This is a genomic window from Streptomyces sp. SN-593 (genome assembly GCF_016756395.1).
In the GTDB taxonomy this organism is placed as follows: Bacteria; Actinomycetota; Actinomycetes; order Streptomycetales; family Streptomycetaceae; genus Actinacidiphila; species Actinacidiphila reveromycinica.
The window spans coordinates 1,930,107-1,948,879 of sequence record NZ_AP018365.1 but is presented as its reverse complement, the minus strand read 5'-3'; the positions used below and the strand labels follow the sequence as shown (position 1 = coordinate 1,948,879).

Here is an 18,773-nt window from a genome sequence, read left to right as displayed (position 1 = left end):
CCTACCGCGTCTTCGCCACGTCCGGGCGGGGCGTGCCGGACAGCCGTCGTCCACCGGGTCTACCGGTGGGCGACGGCCTTGGTGGTGGCGGGCTCCAGCCGGCGGCGCAGCAGGACCGCCAGGGCTTCGGAGAGCGCCACCGGGTCCACCGGATGGGTGATCGCGGCGTCGGCACGGCTCCAGGTGGCCAGCCACGCGTCCTGCGGGCGGCCGATCAGCACCAGCGCCGGGGGGCAGTGGAAGATCTCGTCCTTCACCTGGCGGCACACGCCCATGCCGCCGGCCGGGTTGGCCTCCCCGTCCAGCACCACGGCGTCGACGCCGCCCTTCTCCAACTCGCTGAGCACGGCCGGGAGTGTCGCGCACTCCAGGTACCGCACCGGGGGGAGGTCGGCGGAGGGCCGGCGGCCGACGGCGAGCCGGACCTGCTCCCGGGTGTTGGCGTCGTCGCTGTAGACCAGCACGGTGGCGGTCGCCTGCATCGTGGCTCCTCCTCGTGAAGGATTTCTCAAGTGGCTCGGATGCTACTCCCGCCAGGGGGTTTCCGAGGAGGGGTCGCCCGATCGAAGGACGGCCAACTAGGCCGTGCGGGTCGCCGACCGGGCTTGACACACCGAAGGGGGACCCCCGGAGTCAGCGCCGGATAAGCGACCGACATAATGTCGGACGTGGCGACAGCAACAGCAGTAGAAACCGGGCACGCGCACCCGTCGGTCAACCGGCCGAACCTCACCAGCGTCGGGACCATCATCTGGCTGAGTTCCGAGCTGATGTTCTTCGCGGCCCTCTTCGCGATGTACTTCACTCTTCGGTCGGTCACTGGTGAGACCTTCTGGAAGGCCCACGCCGACGCGCTGAACGTGCCGTTCTCCGCGACGAACACGACGATCCTCGTGCTCTCCTCCTTCACGTGCCAGATGGGCGTCTTCGCCGCCGAGCGCGGTGACGTGAAGAAGCTGCGCTCCTGGTTCATCGTGACGTTCGTGATGGGCGCCATCTTCATCGGCGGGCAGATCTTCGAGTACACGAACCTGGTCAGGAAGGACGGGATCTCGCTCAGTTCCGACCCGTACGGCTCGGTGTTCTACCTGACGACCGGGTTCCACGGGCTGCACGTGACGGGTGGTCTGATCGCGTTCCTGATGGTGCTGGGCCGCACCTACGCGGCCAAGCGGTTCACCCATCAGCAGGCCACCGCAGCCATCGTCGTGTCCTACTACTGGCACTTCGTCGATGTCGTCTGGATCGGCCTGTTCGCCACGATCTACCTGATCAAGTAGCCGGTACCGCGCCGTCCGGCGCCGCGTCGCACTCCGGACGGAGGACGCGACCCGCCGGCGGCACAGCCAGAAGCATCGACACAAGAGATCCTGACACCGGGGTAATCCGTGAAAAAGCTCTCCGTACGACGACGCCATCCGCTGGCGGCGCTTGTCGTCCTACTCTTCGCGCTCGCGGCCACCGGGGGGCTGTACGCCGCGCTCGCGCCGGCGCCGAAGGCGCAGGCTGACACCTCGCAGTCCTCCCTCGCCATCGAGCAGGGCAAGAAGCTCTACGACGTCGGCTGCGCGAGCTGCCACGGCACCTCGGGGCAGGGCAGCTCCGACGGGCCCAGCCTCGTCGGCGTCGGCTCGGCCGCGGTGGACTTCCAGGTCGGCACCGGCCGCATGCCGGCCAAGCAGCCGGGCCCGCAGATCGAGGCGAAGAAGAACACCTACAGCCAGTCCGAGATCGACCAGCTCGCCGCGTACGTCGCGTCGCTCGGCCCCGGCCCGGCGACCCCGACGAAGGACCAGTACAGCCCGGCCTCCGCCGACGTCGCCAAGGGCGGCGAGCTGTTCCGGACCAACTGCTCGCAGTGCCACAACTTCGTGGGCAAGGGCGGCGCGCTGACGCACGGCAAGTTCGCGCCGAGCCTGAAGAGCGTCTCGTCCAAGGACATCTACGAGGCCATGCAGACCGGCCCGCAGAACATGCCGTCCTTCCCGGACAGCACGATGCCCTCCGACGCGAAGGCGAACATCATCGCCTACCTGAAGGCCGTGGACAGCGCGGATAGCCCCAACCCCGGCGGCTTCACGCTCGGCTCCATCGGCCCGGTCTCCGAGGGCCTGTTCGCCTGGGTCTTCGGTCTCGGCACGCTGCTCGGCATCGCGGTCTGGCTCGCAGCCCGGACGACTAAGGCCAAGAAATCATGAGCGACGAGACGGGATCGCACACCGACGTGCCTGAGAACCTGCCGAGCGCGCAGGACGGTCACCACGGCGACACCATCGCCCGGACCGACCCGTTCGCCGACCCCGGACTGCCGCCACACGAGCACCGGCGCCAGGACATCGACGAGAAGGCGGCCCGGCACTCCGAGCGGGTGGTGGCGGGCCTGTTCACGCTGTCGATGCTGGGCACGATCGCCTTCATCGCCTGCTTCGTGATCTTCCCGGTCGACAAGATCGTCTACATCTTCCCGTTCGGCCACGTCAGCGCGCTGAACTTCTCGCTCGGCCTGACGCTGGCCGTGGCGCTGTTCAGCATCGGCGCGGGCGCCGTGCACTGGGCCCGCACGCTGATGGCGGACGAGGAGGTCGCCGACGACCGGCACCGGATCGACGCCGACGACGAGCTGCGGGAGAACGTCCGGCAGCAGTGGATCACCGGCGCCAAGGAGAGCGGCTTCGGCCGCCGCAAGCTGATCCGCAACACCATGATGGGCGCGCTCACCATGGTGCCGCTGGCCGGCCTCGTCATCCTGCGCGACCTCGGGCCGCTGCCGGAGAAGAAGCTCGACCACACCATGTGGGCCAAGGGCAAGCAGCTGATCAACACCAACACCAACCAGCCGCTGCGCCCCGAGGACGTCCTCGTCGGCTCCCTGACCTTCGCCCAGCCCGACGGGCTGGAGGAGAGCCAGGACGACTTCCAGGAGCAGCTCGCCAAGGCGGCCCTGATGATCATCCGGCTCAAGCCGGACGACATCAAGGACAAGCGCGAGCTCGACTGGAGCCACCAGGGCATCGTCGCGTTCTCCAAGATCTGCACCCACGTCGGCTGCCCGATCAGCCTGTACGAGCAGCAGACGCACCACGTGCTCTGCCCGTGCCACCAGTCGACGTTCGACCTCTCCGACGGGGCGCGGGTGCTCTTCGGCCCCGCCGGCCACCCGCTGCCGCAGCTTCGGATCAGCGTCAACAGTGAGGGCAACCTCATCGCCCTCGGCGACTTCGAGGAGCCCGTCGGCCCGGCATTCTGGGAGCGCTCATGAGCACCACGACCGACGACGCCCCGACCCGGCGTGGCCGCCCCACGAACCCCGGTGAACGGGTCGCGGAGTGGACCGACGGCCGGCTCGGGCTCTACAAGCTCGCCAAGTCCAACCTGCGCAAGATCTTCCCGGACCACTGGTCCTTCATGCTCGGCGAGGTCTGCCTCTACAGCTTCGTGATCCTCATCCTCACGGGTGTGTATCTGACGCTGTTCTTCCACCCGAGCATGAACGAGGTCGTCTACCACGGCCCGTACGCGCCGCTGGACGGTGTGCAGATGTCCGAGGCGTACGCCTCGACGATGCACATCAGCTTCGAGGTGCGCGGCGGCCTGCTGGTCCGGCAGATCCACCACTGGGCGGCGCTGATCTTCATCGCCGCGATGATCGTGCACATGATGCGCGTCTTCTTCACCGGCGCGTTCCGCAAGCCGCGCGAGCTGAACTGGCTGTTCGGCTGGACCCTGCTCTTCCTGGGCATGTTCACCGGCTTCACCGGCTACTCGCTCCCGGACGACCTGCTGTCCGGCACCGGTGTGCGGTTCATGGAGGGCGCGGTCCTGTCCGTGCCGATCGTCGGCACGTACCTGTCGATGTTCCTGTTCGGCGGGGAGTTCCCCGGGCACGACTTCGTGGGCCGGTTCTACTCGGTGCACATCCTGCTGCTGCCGGGCCTGATGGCCGGCCTGCTGGTCGCGCACCTGATCCTGGTTTTCTTCCACAAGCACACCCAGTTCCCGGGTGCGGGCAAGACCGAGAAGAACGTCGTCGGCGCGCCGCTGATGCCGATCTACATGGCCAAGGCCGGCGGCTTCTTCTTCCTGGTCTTCGGTGTCATCGCCGCGATCGCGGCGATCGCCACCATCAACCCGATCTGGACGATGGGCCCCTACCGGCCCGACCAGGTGTCCACCGGAGCCCAGCCCGACTGGTACATGGGCTTCTCCGAGGGCCTGATCCGTGTGATGCCCGGCTGGGAGATCAGGGCCTGGGGCCACACCCTGGTGCTCGGCGTCTTCATCCCGCTGCTGATCTTCCCGCTGGTGATGGTCTCGATCGCGGTCTACCCGTTCATCGAGTCCTGGATCACCGGTGACAAGAACGAGCACCACCTGCTCGACCGGCCGCGCAACCGCCCGGTGCGCACCGGGCTCGGCGTCGCCTGGCTGACCGAGTACTTCGTGCTGCTCATCGGCGGCGGCAACGACCTGTGGGCCACGCACTTCCACCTGTCGATCAACGCGATCACCTGGTTCGTGCGGGTCGGCTTCTTCGTCGCGCCGGTGATCACGTTCTGGATCACCAAGCGGATCTGCCTGGGACTCCAGCGGCGGGACCGCGACAAGGTGCTGCACGGGCGGGAGAGCGGCATCATCAAGCGGCTGCCGCACGGCGAGTTCATCGAGGTGCACGAGCCGCTGTCGCAGCAGCAGTTGCACGTCCTCACCGCCCACCAGCAGCCGCGGCCGATCGACCTCGGCCCGGAGACCGACGAGAACGGGGTCGCCCGCAAGGCCAGCCCGATCGCGAAGGTCCAGGCGAAGCTGTCGCAGGGGTTCTACGGCGAGCACAGCCAGATCCCGAAGCCGACGGCGGAGGAGTACGAGGAGATCACCAGCGGGCACGGCCACCACTAGGCGGCCGTCCTGGCGAAGCAGCGCACCCGGGCCGGACCGGGCACCCCGCCACGGGTGCCCGGTCCGGCCCGGACCGTTTCCCGGACACCCCCACCGGTAGGGTGCGGGCAGACGCATCGACGTGATCCCAGGAGCGTGAAGCCATGAGCGTTGTGCACCCCGCCGGAGGCGAACCCGGGGCCGCGCGCGCCTGGCCGGACGTACTGGGCGCCCTGATCCGCCGCGACGACCTCAGCTCCGAGGAGACCGCGTGGGCGATGGACTCGATCATGAGCGGCGAGGCCACCGACGCGCAGATCGCCGGCTTCGCGGTGGCGCTGCGCAGCAAGGGCGAGACGGTCGCGGAGATCGCCGGGCTGGTCGAGGCGATGTACGCGCACGCGACGACGATCGAGGTGCCGGGCCCGGCCGTGGACGTGGTCGGCACCGGCGGCGACCGGTCGAACTCGGTGAACATCTCCACGATGTCGGCGATCGTGGTGGCCGGCACCGGCACGCGGGTGGTCAAGCACGGCAGCAGGTCGGCGTCGTCGAAGAGCGGCGCCTCCGACGTGCTGGCGGCGCTCGGCGTCGACCTCGACCTGCCGCCGCAGCGGGTCGCGCAGGTCGCGCTGGAGGTGGGCATCACCTTCTGCTTCGCCGTCAGGTTCCACCCCGCGCTGCGCCACGTGGCCACCGCCCGGGCCGAGTTGGGGGTGGCGACGCCGTTCAACTTCCTCGGCCCGCTGACCAACCCGGCCCGGGTGCGGGCCCAGGCCACCGGTGTCGCGGACCTGCGGATGGCGCCGATCCTCGCCGGGGTGCTCGCCGAACGAGGCTCGTCCGCGCTGGTCTTCCGCGGTGACGACGGCCTGGACGAGCTGACCACCACGGCGACCTCGCAGGTGTGGGTGGTCCGGGACGGCAAGGTCGAGCACACCGGCTTCGACCCGCGGGACGTGGGCCTGGAGCTGGTGCCGGTGGAGGCGCTGCGCGGCGGCGAGGCCGCCTACAACGCGGAGGTGGCCCGGCGGCTGCTCGCCGGCGAGCGCGGGCCGGTGCGGGACGCGGTGCTGCTCAACTCCGCGGCGGCGCTGACCGCGCTGGCGCCGGCGGACGGCCGGACGCTGGAGGAGCGGATCGCCGAGGGGCTGGTGCGGGCGGCGGAGTCGATCGACTCGGGTGCGGCGGCGGCGGTGCTGGAGCGCTGGGTGGCGGCCACCCGCGGGTAGCGGCACGGACCGACGCGGGCGTACGGCGCCGTCCATGGTGCGGACGGCATCTTGCGCCCGCGTCGCGGTATGGCACAATCTTGTTCCAGGTCACGAGTGACAGCGCAAAGGCCCCGGCTCGCTGTCCGGCAACCCTCCGTCCGAGGCGGGGTGCCCCGGGTGATGACCAGGCTGTGACGCAGCGAGGCTCACAGCAAGCCGGACTGGGGAGTTCTTTCATGAGCAAGCGAATGCGTTAGGGCCTGTCGGCCCCGGTCTCTGCAACCAGCAATTCCGCCCGATCACCGTGCACCGCGCCGTCCGCGCGGCCGCTCCAGGCCGCCGCTTCGTGGTGCTTTCGCCTGCCTTCCGCCGGGAGTTCGCCTTGACCGTCACCACCAGCACCACGGGCACCAGCGCCGCCGCCCCCCGCGCCACCGCCCCCCGCGCCACCGCCACCACCGTCGCTGCCGCTTCCACTTCCGCCGACACCGCCGACGCGGAGTGCGCCGCCTGTAGCCGCGCCCCGCTGCCCGTGCTCGGCCGGGACGTGCGGGTGCCGCTCGTCACCGGCGGGGAAGTGGGGTACGCCGCCCTGGACTACGCCGCCAGCGCCCCCGCCCTCCAGCGGGTGTGGGACGACGTCGCCGCCTACGCGCCCTACTACGGCAGCGTGCACCGCGGTGCCGGCTACCTGTCGCAGCTTTCCACCGACCTGTTCGAGCAGAGCCGTGAGACGGTCGCGGAGTTCCTGGGCTGCCGCCCGGACGACGAGCTGATCTTCACCCGCTCCACCACCGACTCGCTGAACCTGCTGGCGTCCGCCCTCCCGGCCGGCACCCGCGTCTACGTCTTCGACACCGAGCACCACGCGGCCCTGCTGCCCTGGCAGCGGGCCGACCGCGCCCAGGTCGAGTACCTGCCCGCCCCGCGCACCCCCGAGCAGGCCGTCGCCTCGCTGGACGTGGCCCTGCACGGCGCCCCGAAGGGCCCCAAGCTGGTCTGCGTGACGGGCGCCTCCAACGTCACCGGCGAGATCTGGCCGGTGCGCGAGCTGGCCGCGGCCGCGCACCGGCACGGCGCGCGGATCGTGCTCGACGCCGCCCAGCTCGCCCCGCACCACCCGGTGGACATCACCGCGCTGGACGTGGACTGGGTGGCGCTGTCCGGGCACAAGCTCTACGCGCCCTTCGGCGCCGGGGTGCTGGCCGGCCGGGCCGACTGGCTGCGGGAGGCCGAGCCGTACCTCGCCGGCGGCGGCGCCACCCGCAAGGTCGCGCGCTCCGGTGACGCGCTGTCCGTGGAGTGGCACTCCGGCACCGCGCGGCACGAGGCCGGCTCGCCGAACGTGATCGGCGCGTACGCCATCGCGTCCGCCTGCAAGGCGCTCACCGAGGCGGGCTTCGACTCCCTTGTCACTCGTGAGCGTGAACTGCTCGCCCGGCTGCGGGACGGGCTCGCCGAGATCCCCGAGGTGCGGGTGCTCTCGCTGTTCGGCGCCGGCTCCGCCCGGGTCGGGGTGCTGTCCTTCGTGGTCCGCGGCTGGAACTCCTCGCACTTCGCCGCCGCGCTCTCCGCGGAGTACGGCATCGGCGTGCGGGACGGGCTGTTCTGCGCGCACCCGCTGGTGCGGACCCTGCTGGACACCGAGCCGGACGAGCCGGGGGAGTGCGGCGCGCCGGACGCCGCGCCCGGCGAGCGGTCCCTGAACGCCGTGCGGGTCAGCTTCGGGGCGGGCACGCCGCAGGAGCACGTCGAGCGGTTCCTCGGGGCGGTGCGCACCCTGGTCCGGGACGGCGCCGCCTGGCGCTACCGCACGGAAGAGGGGCGTTGCGTGCCGGTCCGCTGAGGTGCGGTGCCGTACGGGGGCACGGGGCCGGGAGCCTCACCCGGCAGGCACCCGGCGCGGCACGGGGTTCCTCAGGAGTCCAGCCCGATGGAGAACGCGGCCTCCAGGTCGTGCTGGGAGTAGGTCCGGAACGCCACGTGGGTGTCGGTCACCTCGACCCCCGGGATCTTGGAGATCTTCCCGGGGATGATGTCCGCGAGGTCGTCGTGGCGGGCCACCCGCACCAGCGCGACCAGGTCGTAGGTGCCGGTCACGGAGTACACCTCGCTGACGTGGTCCAGCGCGGCGATCGACTCGGCGATCTCGGGGATCTGGTCCACGGAGGTCTTGATGAGCACGATCGCGGTGATCACGGCTGGACGTCTCCTCGGGTGGGTGCGATGACGACGCTCACCTTACGCCGTGGCCGGTAGCAGGCCCACGCGCACAGGAAGCCGAAGGCGAAGCCGACGACGTGGGCGAGGTAGGCGACGCCCGGGCCGCCCTGCGCGGTCTGCGCGGCCAGCCACTGGAGCACGAACCAGAAGCCGAGCACGACCCAGGCGGGGAAGCGCAGCGGCACGAAGAACAGGAACGGGAAGAGGCTGGTGACCCGGGCCCTGGGATAGAGGTAGAGGTAGGCGCCGAGGGCACCGGAGATCGCCCCGGACGCGCCGACCAGGCTCTGCGTGTCGTCGGCGTTGGCGAGTGCGAAGCCGTACGTGGCCAGGTAGCCCGCCGCGAGGTAGAAGAGCGCGAAGCGCGCCCGGCCCATCCGGTTCTCCACGTTGTCGCCGAAGACGTAGAGGAAGAGCATGTTGCCGATCAGGTGCAGCCAGCCGCCGTGCACGAACATCGAGGTCAGCACGGACAGGAACGGCACCTTCGGGAACGCGCCCGGGCCGCGGCAGCCGGCCGGCAGGTCCAGCGCGCCGACCGGCATCCGGCCGTGGAACAGCTCGCTGGGGATGACACCCCACCGGTCGAAGTAGACCGCCTGCGCGCACTGGAGCGCGTGCCCGCTGCCGTCGGGCCGCACGAAGCCGGAGACCGGGCCGAGCAGGAACACCACGGTGCACAGGGCGATCAGCGTGTAGGTCACCACCGGACGGCGGCGGACCGGGTTCTTGTCGTACACCGGGATGACCATGCACCGATCATGACGGAAGCGGACCAACCGGCGCGGAACGCCTCGCCGCAGCGCGGTGGACCTCCGAGGCCGTAGGGTGACCGGGGCACATACCGCCCGCCGGATGGGTAGGGGTGAGCCGTAGTCCGCCCAGTACACGCACCGACACGAGAAGAGGTGCGGAGCCGATGACGGTTCCCCTGCCGACCGCGACCACCCGCTGGCGCTGCACCCTGTGCGGCAACCTGACCAGGTTCGACGTCACCCGCTCGACCCGCGTGGTGGAGTACGTGCACCTCGACCTGGGCGGCGAGCCGCGCACCGAGGAGACCGAGGTGCTCAGCGAGACCGTGGAGTCCGTGCGGTGCCGGTGGTGCAACGCGGTGGACCAGGTCGAACTGGTGGACCGTCCCGGCACGGACGTGATGGACGGTTCCGCACGGGGTTGAGCTCTGTTGCGGGGACAATGGAAGCAGCAGGCGGCGGCCGGGAGGATCGAAGGGGGCCGGGAGGGCGCCGAGGAACCCGACAGGGAGTGACTGGTGGATGGTAACGGCGGCCGACCGCTGCCCGACGAGGAGAGCGGCCCGGGCGCCGGCGGGCCCGCGCTCGACCGGCCGCTGCCCGAGGGCGTGCGCCACCGGGTGGTCGCCATCGCCGCCGACGCGTTCGGCGGGTTCACCTACCCCGAACTGCCGGTCTCGCTGCGTCCGTACGCGCGTTTCACGCCCTCCCGGCGGGTGAAGTACGCCGCGACCGCGCTGGCCGCCGCGCTGGAGTCGGACGCCGCCTTCCGGCAGAAGGTCGCCGGGCGGCTGCGGGAGGCCCAGCCGGAGCTGACCGGCGCGCTGGACTCCGGCAGCGCGCCGCCGGCCGCCGATCCGCTGGACGTGGCCGCGGCCGCGTACCTGCTGCGCCCGGAGGGGTGGGCCAAGCTCGTGGCGACCGCGGGCGAGGAGGTCGAGCGGGCCGACGCCGAGCGGGCCGACGAGGAGGCGGCGCGGGAACTCGCCCGGCTGCGCGAGGAGGTGGCCGCGCTCCAGGCCCAGGCACGCGCCGACGCCGCCCGCGCCCGCGGCGAACTGGACGCGGTGCGCAAGGAGGGCGACGCGCTGCACCGCAAGCTGCGCGCCGCGCACAGCGACGTGAAGCGGGCGGAGTCCGCGCAGCGCAAGCTCCAGGCCGAACTGGACGAGACCCGGGCGGCGGCCGCGCGGGAGCGTGCCGCCGCCGAGGGCGAGGCGCGCCGGCTGCGGACCCGGATCGCCGAGGCCGAGGCGGCGGTGGAGGCCGGCCGGCGGGCGGTCCGCGAGGGCCGCAGCGTGGAGGAGGTCCGGCTGCGGCTGCTGCTGGACACGGTGCTGGACGCGGCCGCCGGGCTGCGGCGGGAACTGGCGCTGCCGCCGCGCGACACGCTCGGGGTGCGGCCGGCGGACACCGTGGACGCGGTGGCGCCCGGCGAGTTCAGCGCCCGCGACATCGCCACCCGGGCGCTGTCCGACACCGACCCGGCCCTGCTGGACCAGCTCCTCGCGCTGCCGCAGGCGCACCTGGTGGTCGACGGCTACAACGTCACCAAGACCGGTTATCCGGCGCTGCCGTTGGAGAAGCAGCGGCTACGGCTGCTGGGCGGCCTGGCGGCGCTGGCGGCCCAGAGCGGCGCGGAGGTGACGTGCGTCTTCGACGGCGCGGACCTGGACATGCCGGTGCTGCTCGCGCCGCCGCGCGGGGTGCGGGTGCTGTTCTCCAAGGCCGGCGAGACCGCCGACGAGTTGATCCGGCGGCTGGTGCGCGCCGAACCCCCCGGCCGGCAGATCGTGGTGGTCTCCGCGGACCGCGAGGTGGCCGACGGCGTGGCGAAGGCCGGGGCCCGCCCGGTGGCGTCGGTGCTGCTGCTCAAACGGCTCGCCCGGGTGTGAGACGCGCCCGGGTGGGAGAGGGACACGCCGCCGCGGAGGCCCTGAGGCGCTGCCGCGTGTGGGCGCCGAGGCGTGAACGCACCGGCGTTTTCCGGCCGTTCGGCGGCGGCCCCGTTCACTTGCGCACGACCGCCAACGCTGCGTCCGGCAACCCTCACCCCGGGTACAGGGCGTGTAAAGAATAGGCGAAGCGGTCGAGATTTTGCCTACAAGGATTTGAACCGATCACAGTTCGGTCACTAGGGTCTGGGCTCGTACCTCCGCGCAGTCGATCATCCAACCCGGGTGGCGCTCGGAGGCCGCCCGCCAGTGAACCGGTAGGCGGCTGAAGGAAGAAGGAGACCGCCTTCGTGGCGTCCCACCGTCGTCCCAAGCCGGCAAGCCGCATGCGCGTCACCGTCCTGACCGCCACCGCGGCGGCAGCGGTCGCGCTGTCCTCGCAGGCCGCCAACGCAGCGCCCGCCAAGGAGTCCGTCAAGGACGCCAAGTCCAAGGTCGACGCGCTGTACGACCAGGCCGAGCAGGCCACGCAGAAGTACGACGCGGCCAACGAGAAGCTCGCCTCGCTCCAGAAGGACGCGTCGAGCCTCCAGGACCAGGTCGCCCGCCAGCAGGAGCACCTGAACAAGCTGCGCGACAACATCGGCGCGATCGCGGCCTCGCAGTACCGCAGCGGGGGCATCGACCCGTCGCTCCAGCTCTTCCTGTCCTCCAACCCGGACGACTACCTGGACCAGGCGAGTTCGCTCGACCAGATCACCTCGCTCCAGGCCGGCGCGCTCACGCAGTTGGAGAACGCGAAGCAGACCCTGGACCAGGAGCGGGCCGAGGCGGCGGCGAAACTCGCGGAGGTGCAGAGCACCCGCACCGACCTGGCGAAGAACAAGAAGGACGCGCAGACCAAGCTCGCCAAGGCGCAGACGGTGCTCAACAGCCTGACCGCCGCCCAGCGCGCGCAGATCGCGCAGCAGGACGCGGCCGCCGCCAGCCGCGCCAGCACCCGGGTGGACCTCGGCGACGCCAAGGCGTCCAGCGCCCGCGCCCAGGCCGCGTTCGACGCCGCCGTGACCAGGATCGGCGACCCGTACTACTACGGCGCCACCGGGCCCAGCGAGTTCGACTGCTCGGGCCTGACCTCCTGGGCCTACGCCCAGGCCGGGGTCTCGATACCCCGCACCTCGGAGGAGCAGGCGAACGCCGGCACCCGCATCTACAACTCCTCGCAGCTCGAGGTCGGCGACCTGGTCATCTTCTACGGCGACTTCCACCACGTCGGCCTGTACGCCGGCAACGGCATGGTGCTGCACGCGCCGAAGCCGGGCGCGGTGGTGCGGTACGAGGCCATGAGCGACATGCCGTTCGAGTTCGGCGTGCGCATCTGACGCACCCGCCGCCCGCTCCACCCGGTCCTCCCGAGCGGCCGGCTCCGACACCGGAGCCGGCCGCTCGGCGCGTACGCGCGCAGAACCGCCGGTGCGGCGGCGACGCGCCCGACCCCCGTACGGCGGACGGGTGATGAACACCCTGGCGAGCGGGCCGGCGGCGGGCGCCTGACCTGCGCTTCGCGGGTGAGGCGCGCGGCGGGGACCCGCGGGATCTTTGAACGCCGCGCAACGGCGCGGTTACTGTCGGCGTTCGTGGCTTCCCATCGACGCACCCCGAAGCCGGGGCCCGCCTCCCGCACCTCCAGGGTCACCGTGCTGTCGGCGGCGGCCGCGGCGGCGGCCGCGCTGTCCGGCGGCGCCGCCCAGCTCGCGGCGGCCGACCCCTCCGGCGACAGCGCCCCCGACGCCTCGACCCGGCTGGACCAGCTCTACCAGCAGGCCGAGCAGGACACCCAGCGGTACGACGCCGCGCAGGAGACCGCCGAGCGGCTGCGCGGCGAGGTGGCCGACCTCCAGGACCGCGCCGCGCGCGGCCAGAAGCGGGTCAACGCGCTGCGCGACGACCTGGGCGCGGTCGCCGCCTCGCAGTACCGCGAAGGCGCGGTGGACCCGACGCTGGCGCTGCTGCTGTCCGACCGTCCGTCGCAGTACCTCGACCAGGCGTCCGCCCTCGACCGGCTCGGTGCCCGGCAGGCCGCCCGGCTCGGCGAACTCCAGGAGGCCGAGCGGGTGTTGCGGCAGGAGCGGGACCAGGCGACGGGGAAGCTCGCGGAGCTGCGGAGCACCAGCGCGCAGCTGCGCAGGCGCAAGGAGGACGTCCAGCGGGCGCTGGCCGGCGCTCAGGCCGTGCTGCACTCGATGCCCGCCGCCGCGCAGGCCGCCTACCGCGACGGCGGCACCCGCTCCTCCCGGGACCAGGCGCTGCCGCCGCTGCTGGACCTGCCGGCGTCCTCCGGACGCGCCGCGGTCGCCCTCGCGGCGGCCCGGCGCATGCTCGGGGCGCCCTACGTCTGGGGGGCCACCGGGCCGCGCGCCTTCGACTGCTCGGGGCTCATGCAGTACGCGTACGCGCAGGCGGGGGTGGCGCTGCCGCGGACCTCGCAGGCGCAGATGAACGCCGGACGGCACGTGCCGCTCAGCCAGGCGCGCCCGGGAGACCTGGTGATCTACCGGTCCGACGCCAGCCACGTGGCGATGTACGTCGGGGGCGGGCAGGTCATCCACGCGCCCTACCCGGGCGCCAGGGTCCGCTACGACCCGGTCGGCATGATGCCGATCACGGCGATCACGCGCCCCTGAGGACGGCCCTCGGGGGCGCGGCGGAGCGTCCGGGGCCCCTGTGCCGGGCGGGAGGCCGCGGCGGCGGGCCGGAGCGGGACACGTACGATCACGGGATGGCGGGTCGGGCGTGGTCGTCGAGGGTGCGGCGCGGGGGCGTGGCCGCGGTGTGCGGGGCGCTGCTCGTGGCGGGGTGCGGCGGGGGCGCGGGCACCGGGAAGGGAAGCGCGACGGCCTCGGTCGACGCGGCCGCGCGGACCCTGCTCGCCCGGCACTCCACCGCGGTGCTGCACCGCGACCGCACCGCCTTCCTCGCCGGGATCGACCCGGCCGCCACCCGTTTCCGGGCCCGGCAGGCGAAGGTCTTCGCCGACCTCGCCGACGTCCCGCTCGCCGCGTGGTCGTACCAGCTTGTCCGTACGGGCGCGTTCGCGCTGCCGCCGGCCGCGGACGGCACCGCCCGCACCGCCGCGGAGGTGCGGCTGAGCTACCGGCTGCGCGGCTACGACAGCCGCCCGGTGGTCTCCACGGCCTACCTGACGCTCGCCCGGCACGGCGGCCGCTGGTACCTGGCGGGCGACGACGACGGGAACGCGAGCGGCCACCGCACCGCGACGCAGATCTGGGACCAGGGGCCGGTGCGGGTGGTACGCGGCGCGCACAGCCTGGTGCTCGGGCTCGGCACCGTCGCGGCGCTGCGCGGGTACGCCGCCGACGCCGACGCGGCCGTCCCCGCGGTGCGGCACGCGTTCGGCTCGGGCTGGCCCGGCGACGTGGTGGTCGAGGCGCCGTCCACCCTCGACCAGATGGCCGCGCTGCTGTCGGGCGACCCCGCCGACTACCGCGACATCGCCGCCGTCACCACCGGCGAGGGCGGCGGCAACGAGGCGGCGCCCGCGGACCGGGTGATCCTCAACCCGGCGGCGTTCGGGGAGCTGTCCGCGTTCGGGCGGCAGGTGGTGCTCACCCACGAGACCACCCACGTGGCCACGCGGCTGTCCACCACCGTGTCCACCCCGCTGTGGCTGTCCGAGGGCGTCGCGGACTGGGTGGCCTACCGCGACTCCGGGCGGACCGCCCGCGAGATCGCGCCCGAACTCGCCGCGGACGTCGGAGCCGGCCGCACCCCCGCCGCGCTCCCCTCGGCCGCCGACTTCGGCTCCACCGCGAAGGGCCTCGCCCAGGCGTACGAAGGCGGCTGGCTGGCCTGCCGGATGATCGCCGACCAGTGGTCGCCGGACACGCTGACGGCGTTCTACCGCGCGGTGGCGAAGGGTGGCACGCTCGACGCGCACCTGCGCGCCGCGCTCGGCATCGGGCTGGCGGACTTCACCGCGAAGTGGCGGGCCTACGTCAAGGAGGAGCTGGGGTGAGCGGGGAGGACGTGAGCGGCCGGGACCCGGACGGAGCGGGAGCCGTGGAGGGGCCGCACGGCGCCCAATACGGTCCCGGCGGCCAGGACGGCCACGGGCGGGGCGGCGGTCCCGGCGGGCGGGGCGGCGGCGGGCGGACTCCCGAACCCGTCGGCGAGGGGCCCGACTTCACCGCCGAGCAGGTCGCCCGGGGGCGCGCGCTGCGGCGGCAGGTGCTGCCGCTGTCGCTGGCCTCCGCGGCCGCCTCCCTCGCGCTGCCGCTCGCGCTCGGCCTGACCTCCGGCGGGGCGCGGCTGGTCGGCGCGTTCGGCACCGGCTGGGCGCCGCGGGTGGTGGGCGCCGCGGTCACCCTGGTGGTGCTCGGGGAGGCCGTCGGCCTGCCGTTCGCCGCGCGGGGGAGGGTGGTCAGGGTCCGTTACGGCCTGGTCACCCAGGGCTGGGGCGGCTGGGCGGTGGACCGGGTGCGCGGGCTGGCGGTCTCCCTGCCCCTGGCGCTCGGCGCGCTCTTCGCGGTCTACGCGCTCGCCGGCGTGACCGGCCGGTGGTGGGTGTGGGCGGCCCTGGGCGCGGCCGCGCTGGCCGTGCTGCTCTCCTTCCTCGCCCCGCTTGTCCTCGAACCGCTCTTCAACCGCTTCACCCCCATGGAGCCGGGCCCGCTGCGCACCGACCTGCTCGCCCTGGCCGCCCGCGACGGCGTCGCCGTACGGGACGTGCTCGTCGCCGACGCCTCCCGCCGCACCACCGCGCTCAACGCCTACGTGTCCGGGCTCGGCCGCACCCGGCGGATCGTCGTCCACGACACCCTGCTCGCCACCGCCGACCCGCGCGAGGTCGAACTCGTGGTCGCCCACGAACTCGGCCACGTCGTCCACCACGACGTGGCGCGCGGCACCCTGCTCGGCGCGCTCGGCGCCGCGGCCGGGGTGTGCGTGCTGGCCGCCGTCGTCACCTGGGAGCCGCTGCTGCACGCCGCCGGGGTACGGCACTTCGCCGACCCGCGCTCGGCGTGGCTGCTCGCCGCCGCTGCCGCGGTCGGGGGCGCCCTCGCCGGTCCGCTGACGGCCGTCCTCAGCCGCCGAATCGAGCGCCGGGCCGACCAGCACGCCCTCGACACCACCGGCGACCCGGCCACGTTCATCGCCATGCAGCGCCGGCTGACCGTGGCCAACGTCGCCGATCCGGCGCCGCCCCGCGTCGCGCACGCGCTCCTCGGCAGCCACCCGACCGCCGCGGAGCGGATCGCGGCGGCCCGCGCGTGGGCCGCCGCCGGCTGAGCCGCGCCGCCGCCGTGAGCGTTCCACGCCGCCGGTGCCGCCGGTGCCGCCGGTGCCGCCGGGGCTGCGGTGACGCGGTGCCGACGTAGGCCCGTACCGCCGTACCGCCGTGGGCCCGTGCCGCCGCGCGGCCGGCGCCCCCGTACCGCGCCGCCGCAGCGTGCGGCACCACGGCGCACCGCGCGCCGCCGGGCGCGGCGAGGCGGTACTGTCGGCGGCGATGGACAAGACCCTCGTCGTGACCAACGACTTCCCGCCGCGGCCCGGCGGCATCCAGGCGTTCGTGCACAGCATGGCCCTGCGGATGGACCCCGAGCAGGTCGTGGTCTACGCCTCGACCTGGCGGGACGGGAGCGAGGTCGCGCGGTTCGACGCCGAGCAGCCGTTCACGGTGGTGCGGGACCGGACGAAGATGATGGTGCCGACCCCGCGGGTCACCCGGCGCGCGGTCCAGCTCCTGCGGGAACACGGCTGCTCCTCGGTGTGGTTCGGGGCGGCGGCGCCGCTCGGCCTGATGGGGCCCGCGCTGCGCGCGGCCGGCGCGCGGCGGATCGTGGGCACCACGCACGGCCACGAGGCGGCCTGGGCCCAGCTCCCGGCCAGCCGCCGGTTGCTGCGCCGGATCGGCGAGGGTACCGACGTGCTGACCTACCTGGGGGAGTACACCCGCTCGCGGATCGCGGGCGCGCTCACCGCGGAGGCGGCCGCGCGGATGGTGCACCTGCCGCCCGGGGTCGACGAGAAGGTCTTCCACCCGGGGGCGGACGGATCGGTGCTGCGGGCGCGGCTCGGGCTCGCGGACCGGCCGGTCGTCGTCTGCGTGTCGCGGCTGGTGCCGCGCAAGGGGCAGGACACGCTCGTCCTCGCGATGCCGCGCATCCTGCGCGAGATCCCCGACGCGGTCCTGCTCGTGGTCGGCGGCGGGCCGTACCGCGGCGAACTGGAGAAGCTCGCCGCGCGAACCGGGGTCGCCGCGGCCGTCCGCTTCACCGGCAGCGTGCCCTGGGCCGAACTCCCCGCGCACTTCGGGGCCGGTGACGTCTTCGCGATGCCCTGCCGGACCCGGCGCGGCGGGCTCGACGTCGAGGGGCTCGGCATCGTCTACCTGGAGGCGTCCGCGATGGGGCTGCCGGTCGTCGCCGGCGACTCCGGGGGCGCGCCGGACGCGGTGCTCGACGGCGAGACCGGATACGTCGTGCCCGGCGGTTCGCCCGCGCAGGCCGCCGCCCGTGTCCTCGCGCTCCTGCGCGACCCGGAGCTGCGGCGCGCGATGGGCGCCCGCGGCAGGGCCTGGGTGCACGAGTCCTGGACCTGGGACCTCCTGGCGGCCCGCCTCCGCTCCCTGCTGTAGCCGCCGCCGCGCGTCTGTGCGACCGTCTCCGCCGCCTCGCGGTGGTGGGTGTCCCAGTCCTCGCGGACGGCGCTGAAGACGGGGCGGACGTGGTGGTCGAGGTAGTCGGTGCGGGTGCGCAACCGGGCGATGAGCGCCACGAGTTCGGCCCGGTCGTGGGCTCCGTCACGCGGGTCCGGTCGTGTCGCGGGGAGCCGTCGCGGCGGCGGCTCGGCGGGACTCCGGGGCCACGTGGGCGCGAGCCCACTCCGCGAAGGTGGTCACGGGGATGCCCAGCGCCCGGGCGAACTCCGGGCGGGCCGGCTGGCCGACCTGGTCGGTCCACACGTGGCCGGCACCCCAGGACGGCATGCCCGCCGCGAGGGCCTCCGCCACGCTCATCGACGGCGCCGTGACCGGGACCCCCGACACGGCGGACAGCGTGCGCGCGATCTCCGTCATGGTGAGCCGGTCGCCCGCCAGCTCCAACTCGACCTCGTGGAACCGGTCCGGGTCGGCGACGGCGTGGGCGACTGCCGCCCCGATGTCCGCGCCCGCCACGAGCGGCACCTCGGTGTCGGGCCGCAGCACCGTCAGCAGGCCGCCGCGCAGCCCGCGGGGGGCCAGCTTCGGCAGGTTCTCCATGAAGAACGCCGGCTTGACGACCGTCCAGCGCGCGAAGCCGGCGCTCCTGACCTGCTCCAGGATGGCCTGCTTGGTGTCGAAGTACCCCGCCATCGCCGCCCAGCGGCCCTCCGCCCAGCCGGGCGCCCGCGTGTGCTCGCCGACCCCGCTGGTCGAGGACTGCACGAACTGCCGTACCCCCGCGGCGCGTGCCGCCTCGATGAGGTGGGTGGCCTGCGCCAGCTCCGCCGCGAAGTCGACGCCGGTCTCGCTCATCGGCGGCATCTGCACGGAGAACACCGCCCGGACGCCGTCGACGGCCGCGTCCAACGAGGACCGGACGGACAGGTCGGCCGTCACCAGCTCCGCCCCCAGCGCGCGGACGGCCCGGGCGGCGTCCTTGTGAGGGTCGCGGACGAGCGCGCGGACCGGTGTGCCGGCGGCCAGCAGTGCGCGGGCCGCGGCCCCGCCCTGGTGGCCGGTGGCGCCGATGACCAGTACGGGTGCGTCGTCTGCGGTCATGGTTCTCGCTCCTCACAGGGCCGAA

Annotated in this window: 17 protein-coding genes and 1 riboswitch; of the genes, 13 read left to right on the top strand and 4 right to left on the bottom strand. The window is 73.5% G+C overall.

What is annotated here, in order from left to right; genetic code table 11:
- Nucleotides 1–59 precede the first annotated feature (59 nt).
- A complete protein-coding gene (locus tag RVR_RS08145; protein WP_202233211.1) occupies nt 60–482 on the bottom strand; it encodes a response regulator transcription factor in 423 nt (140 codons plus the stop codon).
- A 177-nt stretch (nt 483–659) separates the two neighbouring features.
- Here RVR_RS08145 and ctaE point away from each other — a divergent pair, with 177 nt between their 5' ends.
- From ctaE to RVR_RS08115, 6 genes are all read left to right on the top strand, one after another.
- Nucleotides 660–1,280, top strand: coding sequence for an aa3-type cytochrome oxidase subunit III (gene ctaE / locus RVR_RS08140; RefSeq protein WP_202233210.1), 621 nt, complete (start codon nt 660–662; stop codon nt 1,278–1,280).
- A gap of 108 nt (nt 1,281–1,388) precedes the next feature.
- Nucleotides 1,389–2,198 carry a cytochrome bc1 complex diheme cytochrome c subunit gene (gene qcrC, locus RVR_RS08135; protein ID WP_202233209.1) on the top strand — a complete coding sequence of 270 codons (810 nt, stop codon included), beginning with the start codon at nt 1,389–1,391 and terminating at the stop codon, nt 2,196–2,198.
- Nucleotides 2,195–3,259, top strand: coding sequence for a cytochrome bc1 complex Rieske iron-sulfur subunit (qcrA, locus tag RVR_RS08130; protein ID WP_202233208.1), 1,065 nt, complete (start codon nt 2,195–2,197; stop codon nt 3,257–3,259). Before qcrC ends, qcrA begins: the two co-directional genes overlap by 4 nt.
- Nucleotides 3,256–4,896, top strand: a complete 1,641-nt coding sequence (gene qcrB / locus RVR_RS08125) for a cytochrome bc1 complex cytochrome b subunit (protein WP_202233207.1) — start codon at nt 3,256–3,258, stop codon at nt 4,894–4,896. The genes qcrA and qcrB overlap by 4 nt, the downstream gene beginning before the upstream one ends.
- A gap of 143 nt (nt 4,897–5,039) precedes the next feature.
- A complete protein-coding gene (gene trpD, locus RVR_RS08120) occupies nt 5,040–6,107 on the top strand; it encodes an anthranilate phosphoribosyltransferase (protein WP_202233206.1) in 1,068 nt (355 codons plus the stop codon).
- A gap of 88 nt (nt 6,108–6,195) precedes the next feature.
- Nucleotides 6,196–6,313, top strand: a riboswitch (SAM riboswitch).
- A 302-nt stretch (nt 6,314–6,615) separates the two neighbouring features.
- Nucleotides 6,616–7,935 (top strand): aminotransferase class V-fold PLP-dependent enzyme, encoded by a 1,320-nt coding sequence (locus RVR_RS08115; protein WP_237405262.1) that lies wholly within the window; start codon nt 6,616–6,618, stop codon nt 7,933–7,935.
- Between the two features lie 71 nt (nt 7,936–8,006).
- On the opposite strand, the gene RVR_RS08110 is transcribed toward RVR_RS08115, so the two are convergent.
- Both RVR_RS08110 and RVR_RS08105 read right to left on the bottom strand, forming a co-directional pair.
- Nucleotides 8,007–8,288, bottom strand: a complete 282-nt coding sequence (locus tag RVR_RS08110; RefSeq protein WP_202233204.1) for an Lrp/AsnC family transcriptional regulator — start codon at nt 8,286–8,288, stop codon at nt 8,007–8,009.
- On the bottom strand, nt 8,285–9,064 hold the full coding sequence (locus RVR_RS08105; protein ID WP_202233203.1) for a rhomboid family intramembrane serine protease: 780 nt from the start codon (nt 9,062–9,064) through the stop codon (nt 8,285–8,287). Before RVR_RS08105 ends, RVR_RS08110 begins: the two co-directional genes overlap by 4 nt.
- Nucleotides 9,065–9,231: 167 nt before the next feature.
- Here RVR_RS08105 and RVR_RS08100 point away from each other — a divergent pair, with 167 nt between their 5' ends.
- The 7 genes from RVR_RS08100 (at nt 9,232) to RVR_RS08070 (ending at nt 17,623) form a co-directional block, all read left to right on the top strand.
- A complete protein-coding gene (locus RVR_RS08100; RefSeq protein ID WP_202233202.1) occupies nt 9,232–9,492 on the top strand; it encodes a hypothetical protein in 261 nt (86 codons plus the stop codon).
- Nucleotides 9,493–9,609: 117 nt separating this feature from the next.
- A complete protein-coding gene (locus RVR_RS08095) occupies nt 9,610–10,962 on the top strand; it encodes an NYN domain-containing protein (RefSeq protein WP_202238470.1) in 1,353 nt (450 codons plus the stop codon).
- Nucleotides 10,963–11,312: 350 nt separating this feature from the next.
- Nucleotides 11,313–12,344: a C40 family peptidase gene (locus tag RVR_RS08090; protein WP_202233201.1), complete on the top strand. Its 1,032-nt coding sequence runs from the start codon at nt 11,313–11,315 to the stop codon at nt 12,342–12,344.
- Between the two features lie 255 nt (nt 12,345–12,599).
- Nucleotides 12,600–13,646 carry a C40 family peptidase gene (locus tag RVR_RS08085; protein WP_202233200.1) on the top strand — a complete coding sequence of 349 codons (1,047 nt, stop codon included), beginning with the start codon at nt 12,600–12,602 and terminating at the stop codon, nt 13,644–13,646.
- A gap of 95 nt (nt 13,647–13,741) precedes the next feature.
- Complete coding sequence (locus RVR_RS08080; protein ID WP_202233199.1) at nt 13,742–14,998, top strand: hypothetical protein; 1,257 nt, start codon at nt 13,742–13,744, stop codon at nt 14,996–14,998.
- Nucleotides 14,995–16,272 (top strand): M48 family metalloprotease, encoded by a 1,278-nt coding sequence (locus tag RVR_RS08075; RefSeq protein ID WP_237404633.1) that lies wholly within the window; start codon nt 14,995–14,997, stop codon nt 16,270–16,272. The genes RVR_RS08080 and RVR_RS08075 overlap by 4 nt, the downstream gene beginning before the upstream one ends.
- Nucleotides 16,273–16,492: 220 nt before the next feature.
- Nucleotides 16,493–17,623: a glycosyltransferase family 4 protein gene (locus RVR_RS08070; RefSeq protein ID WP_202233198.1), complete on the top strand. Its 1,131-nt coding sequence runs from the start codon at nt 16,493–16,495 to the stop codon at nt 17,621–17,623.
- Between the two features lie 165 nt (nt 17,624–17,788).
- Here RVR_RS08070 and RVR_RS08065 read toward each other — a convergent pair whose 3' ends face one another.
- Nucleotides 17,789–18,748 (bottom strand): NmrA family NAD(P)-binding protein, encoded by a 960-nt coding sequence (locus RVR_RS08065; protein ID WP_202233197.1) that lies wholly within the window; start codon nt 18,746–18,748, stop codon nt 17,789–17,791.
- Nucleotides 18,749–18,773 lie beyond the last annotated feature (25 nt).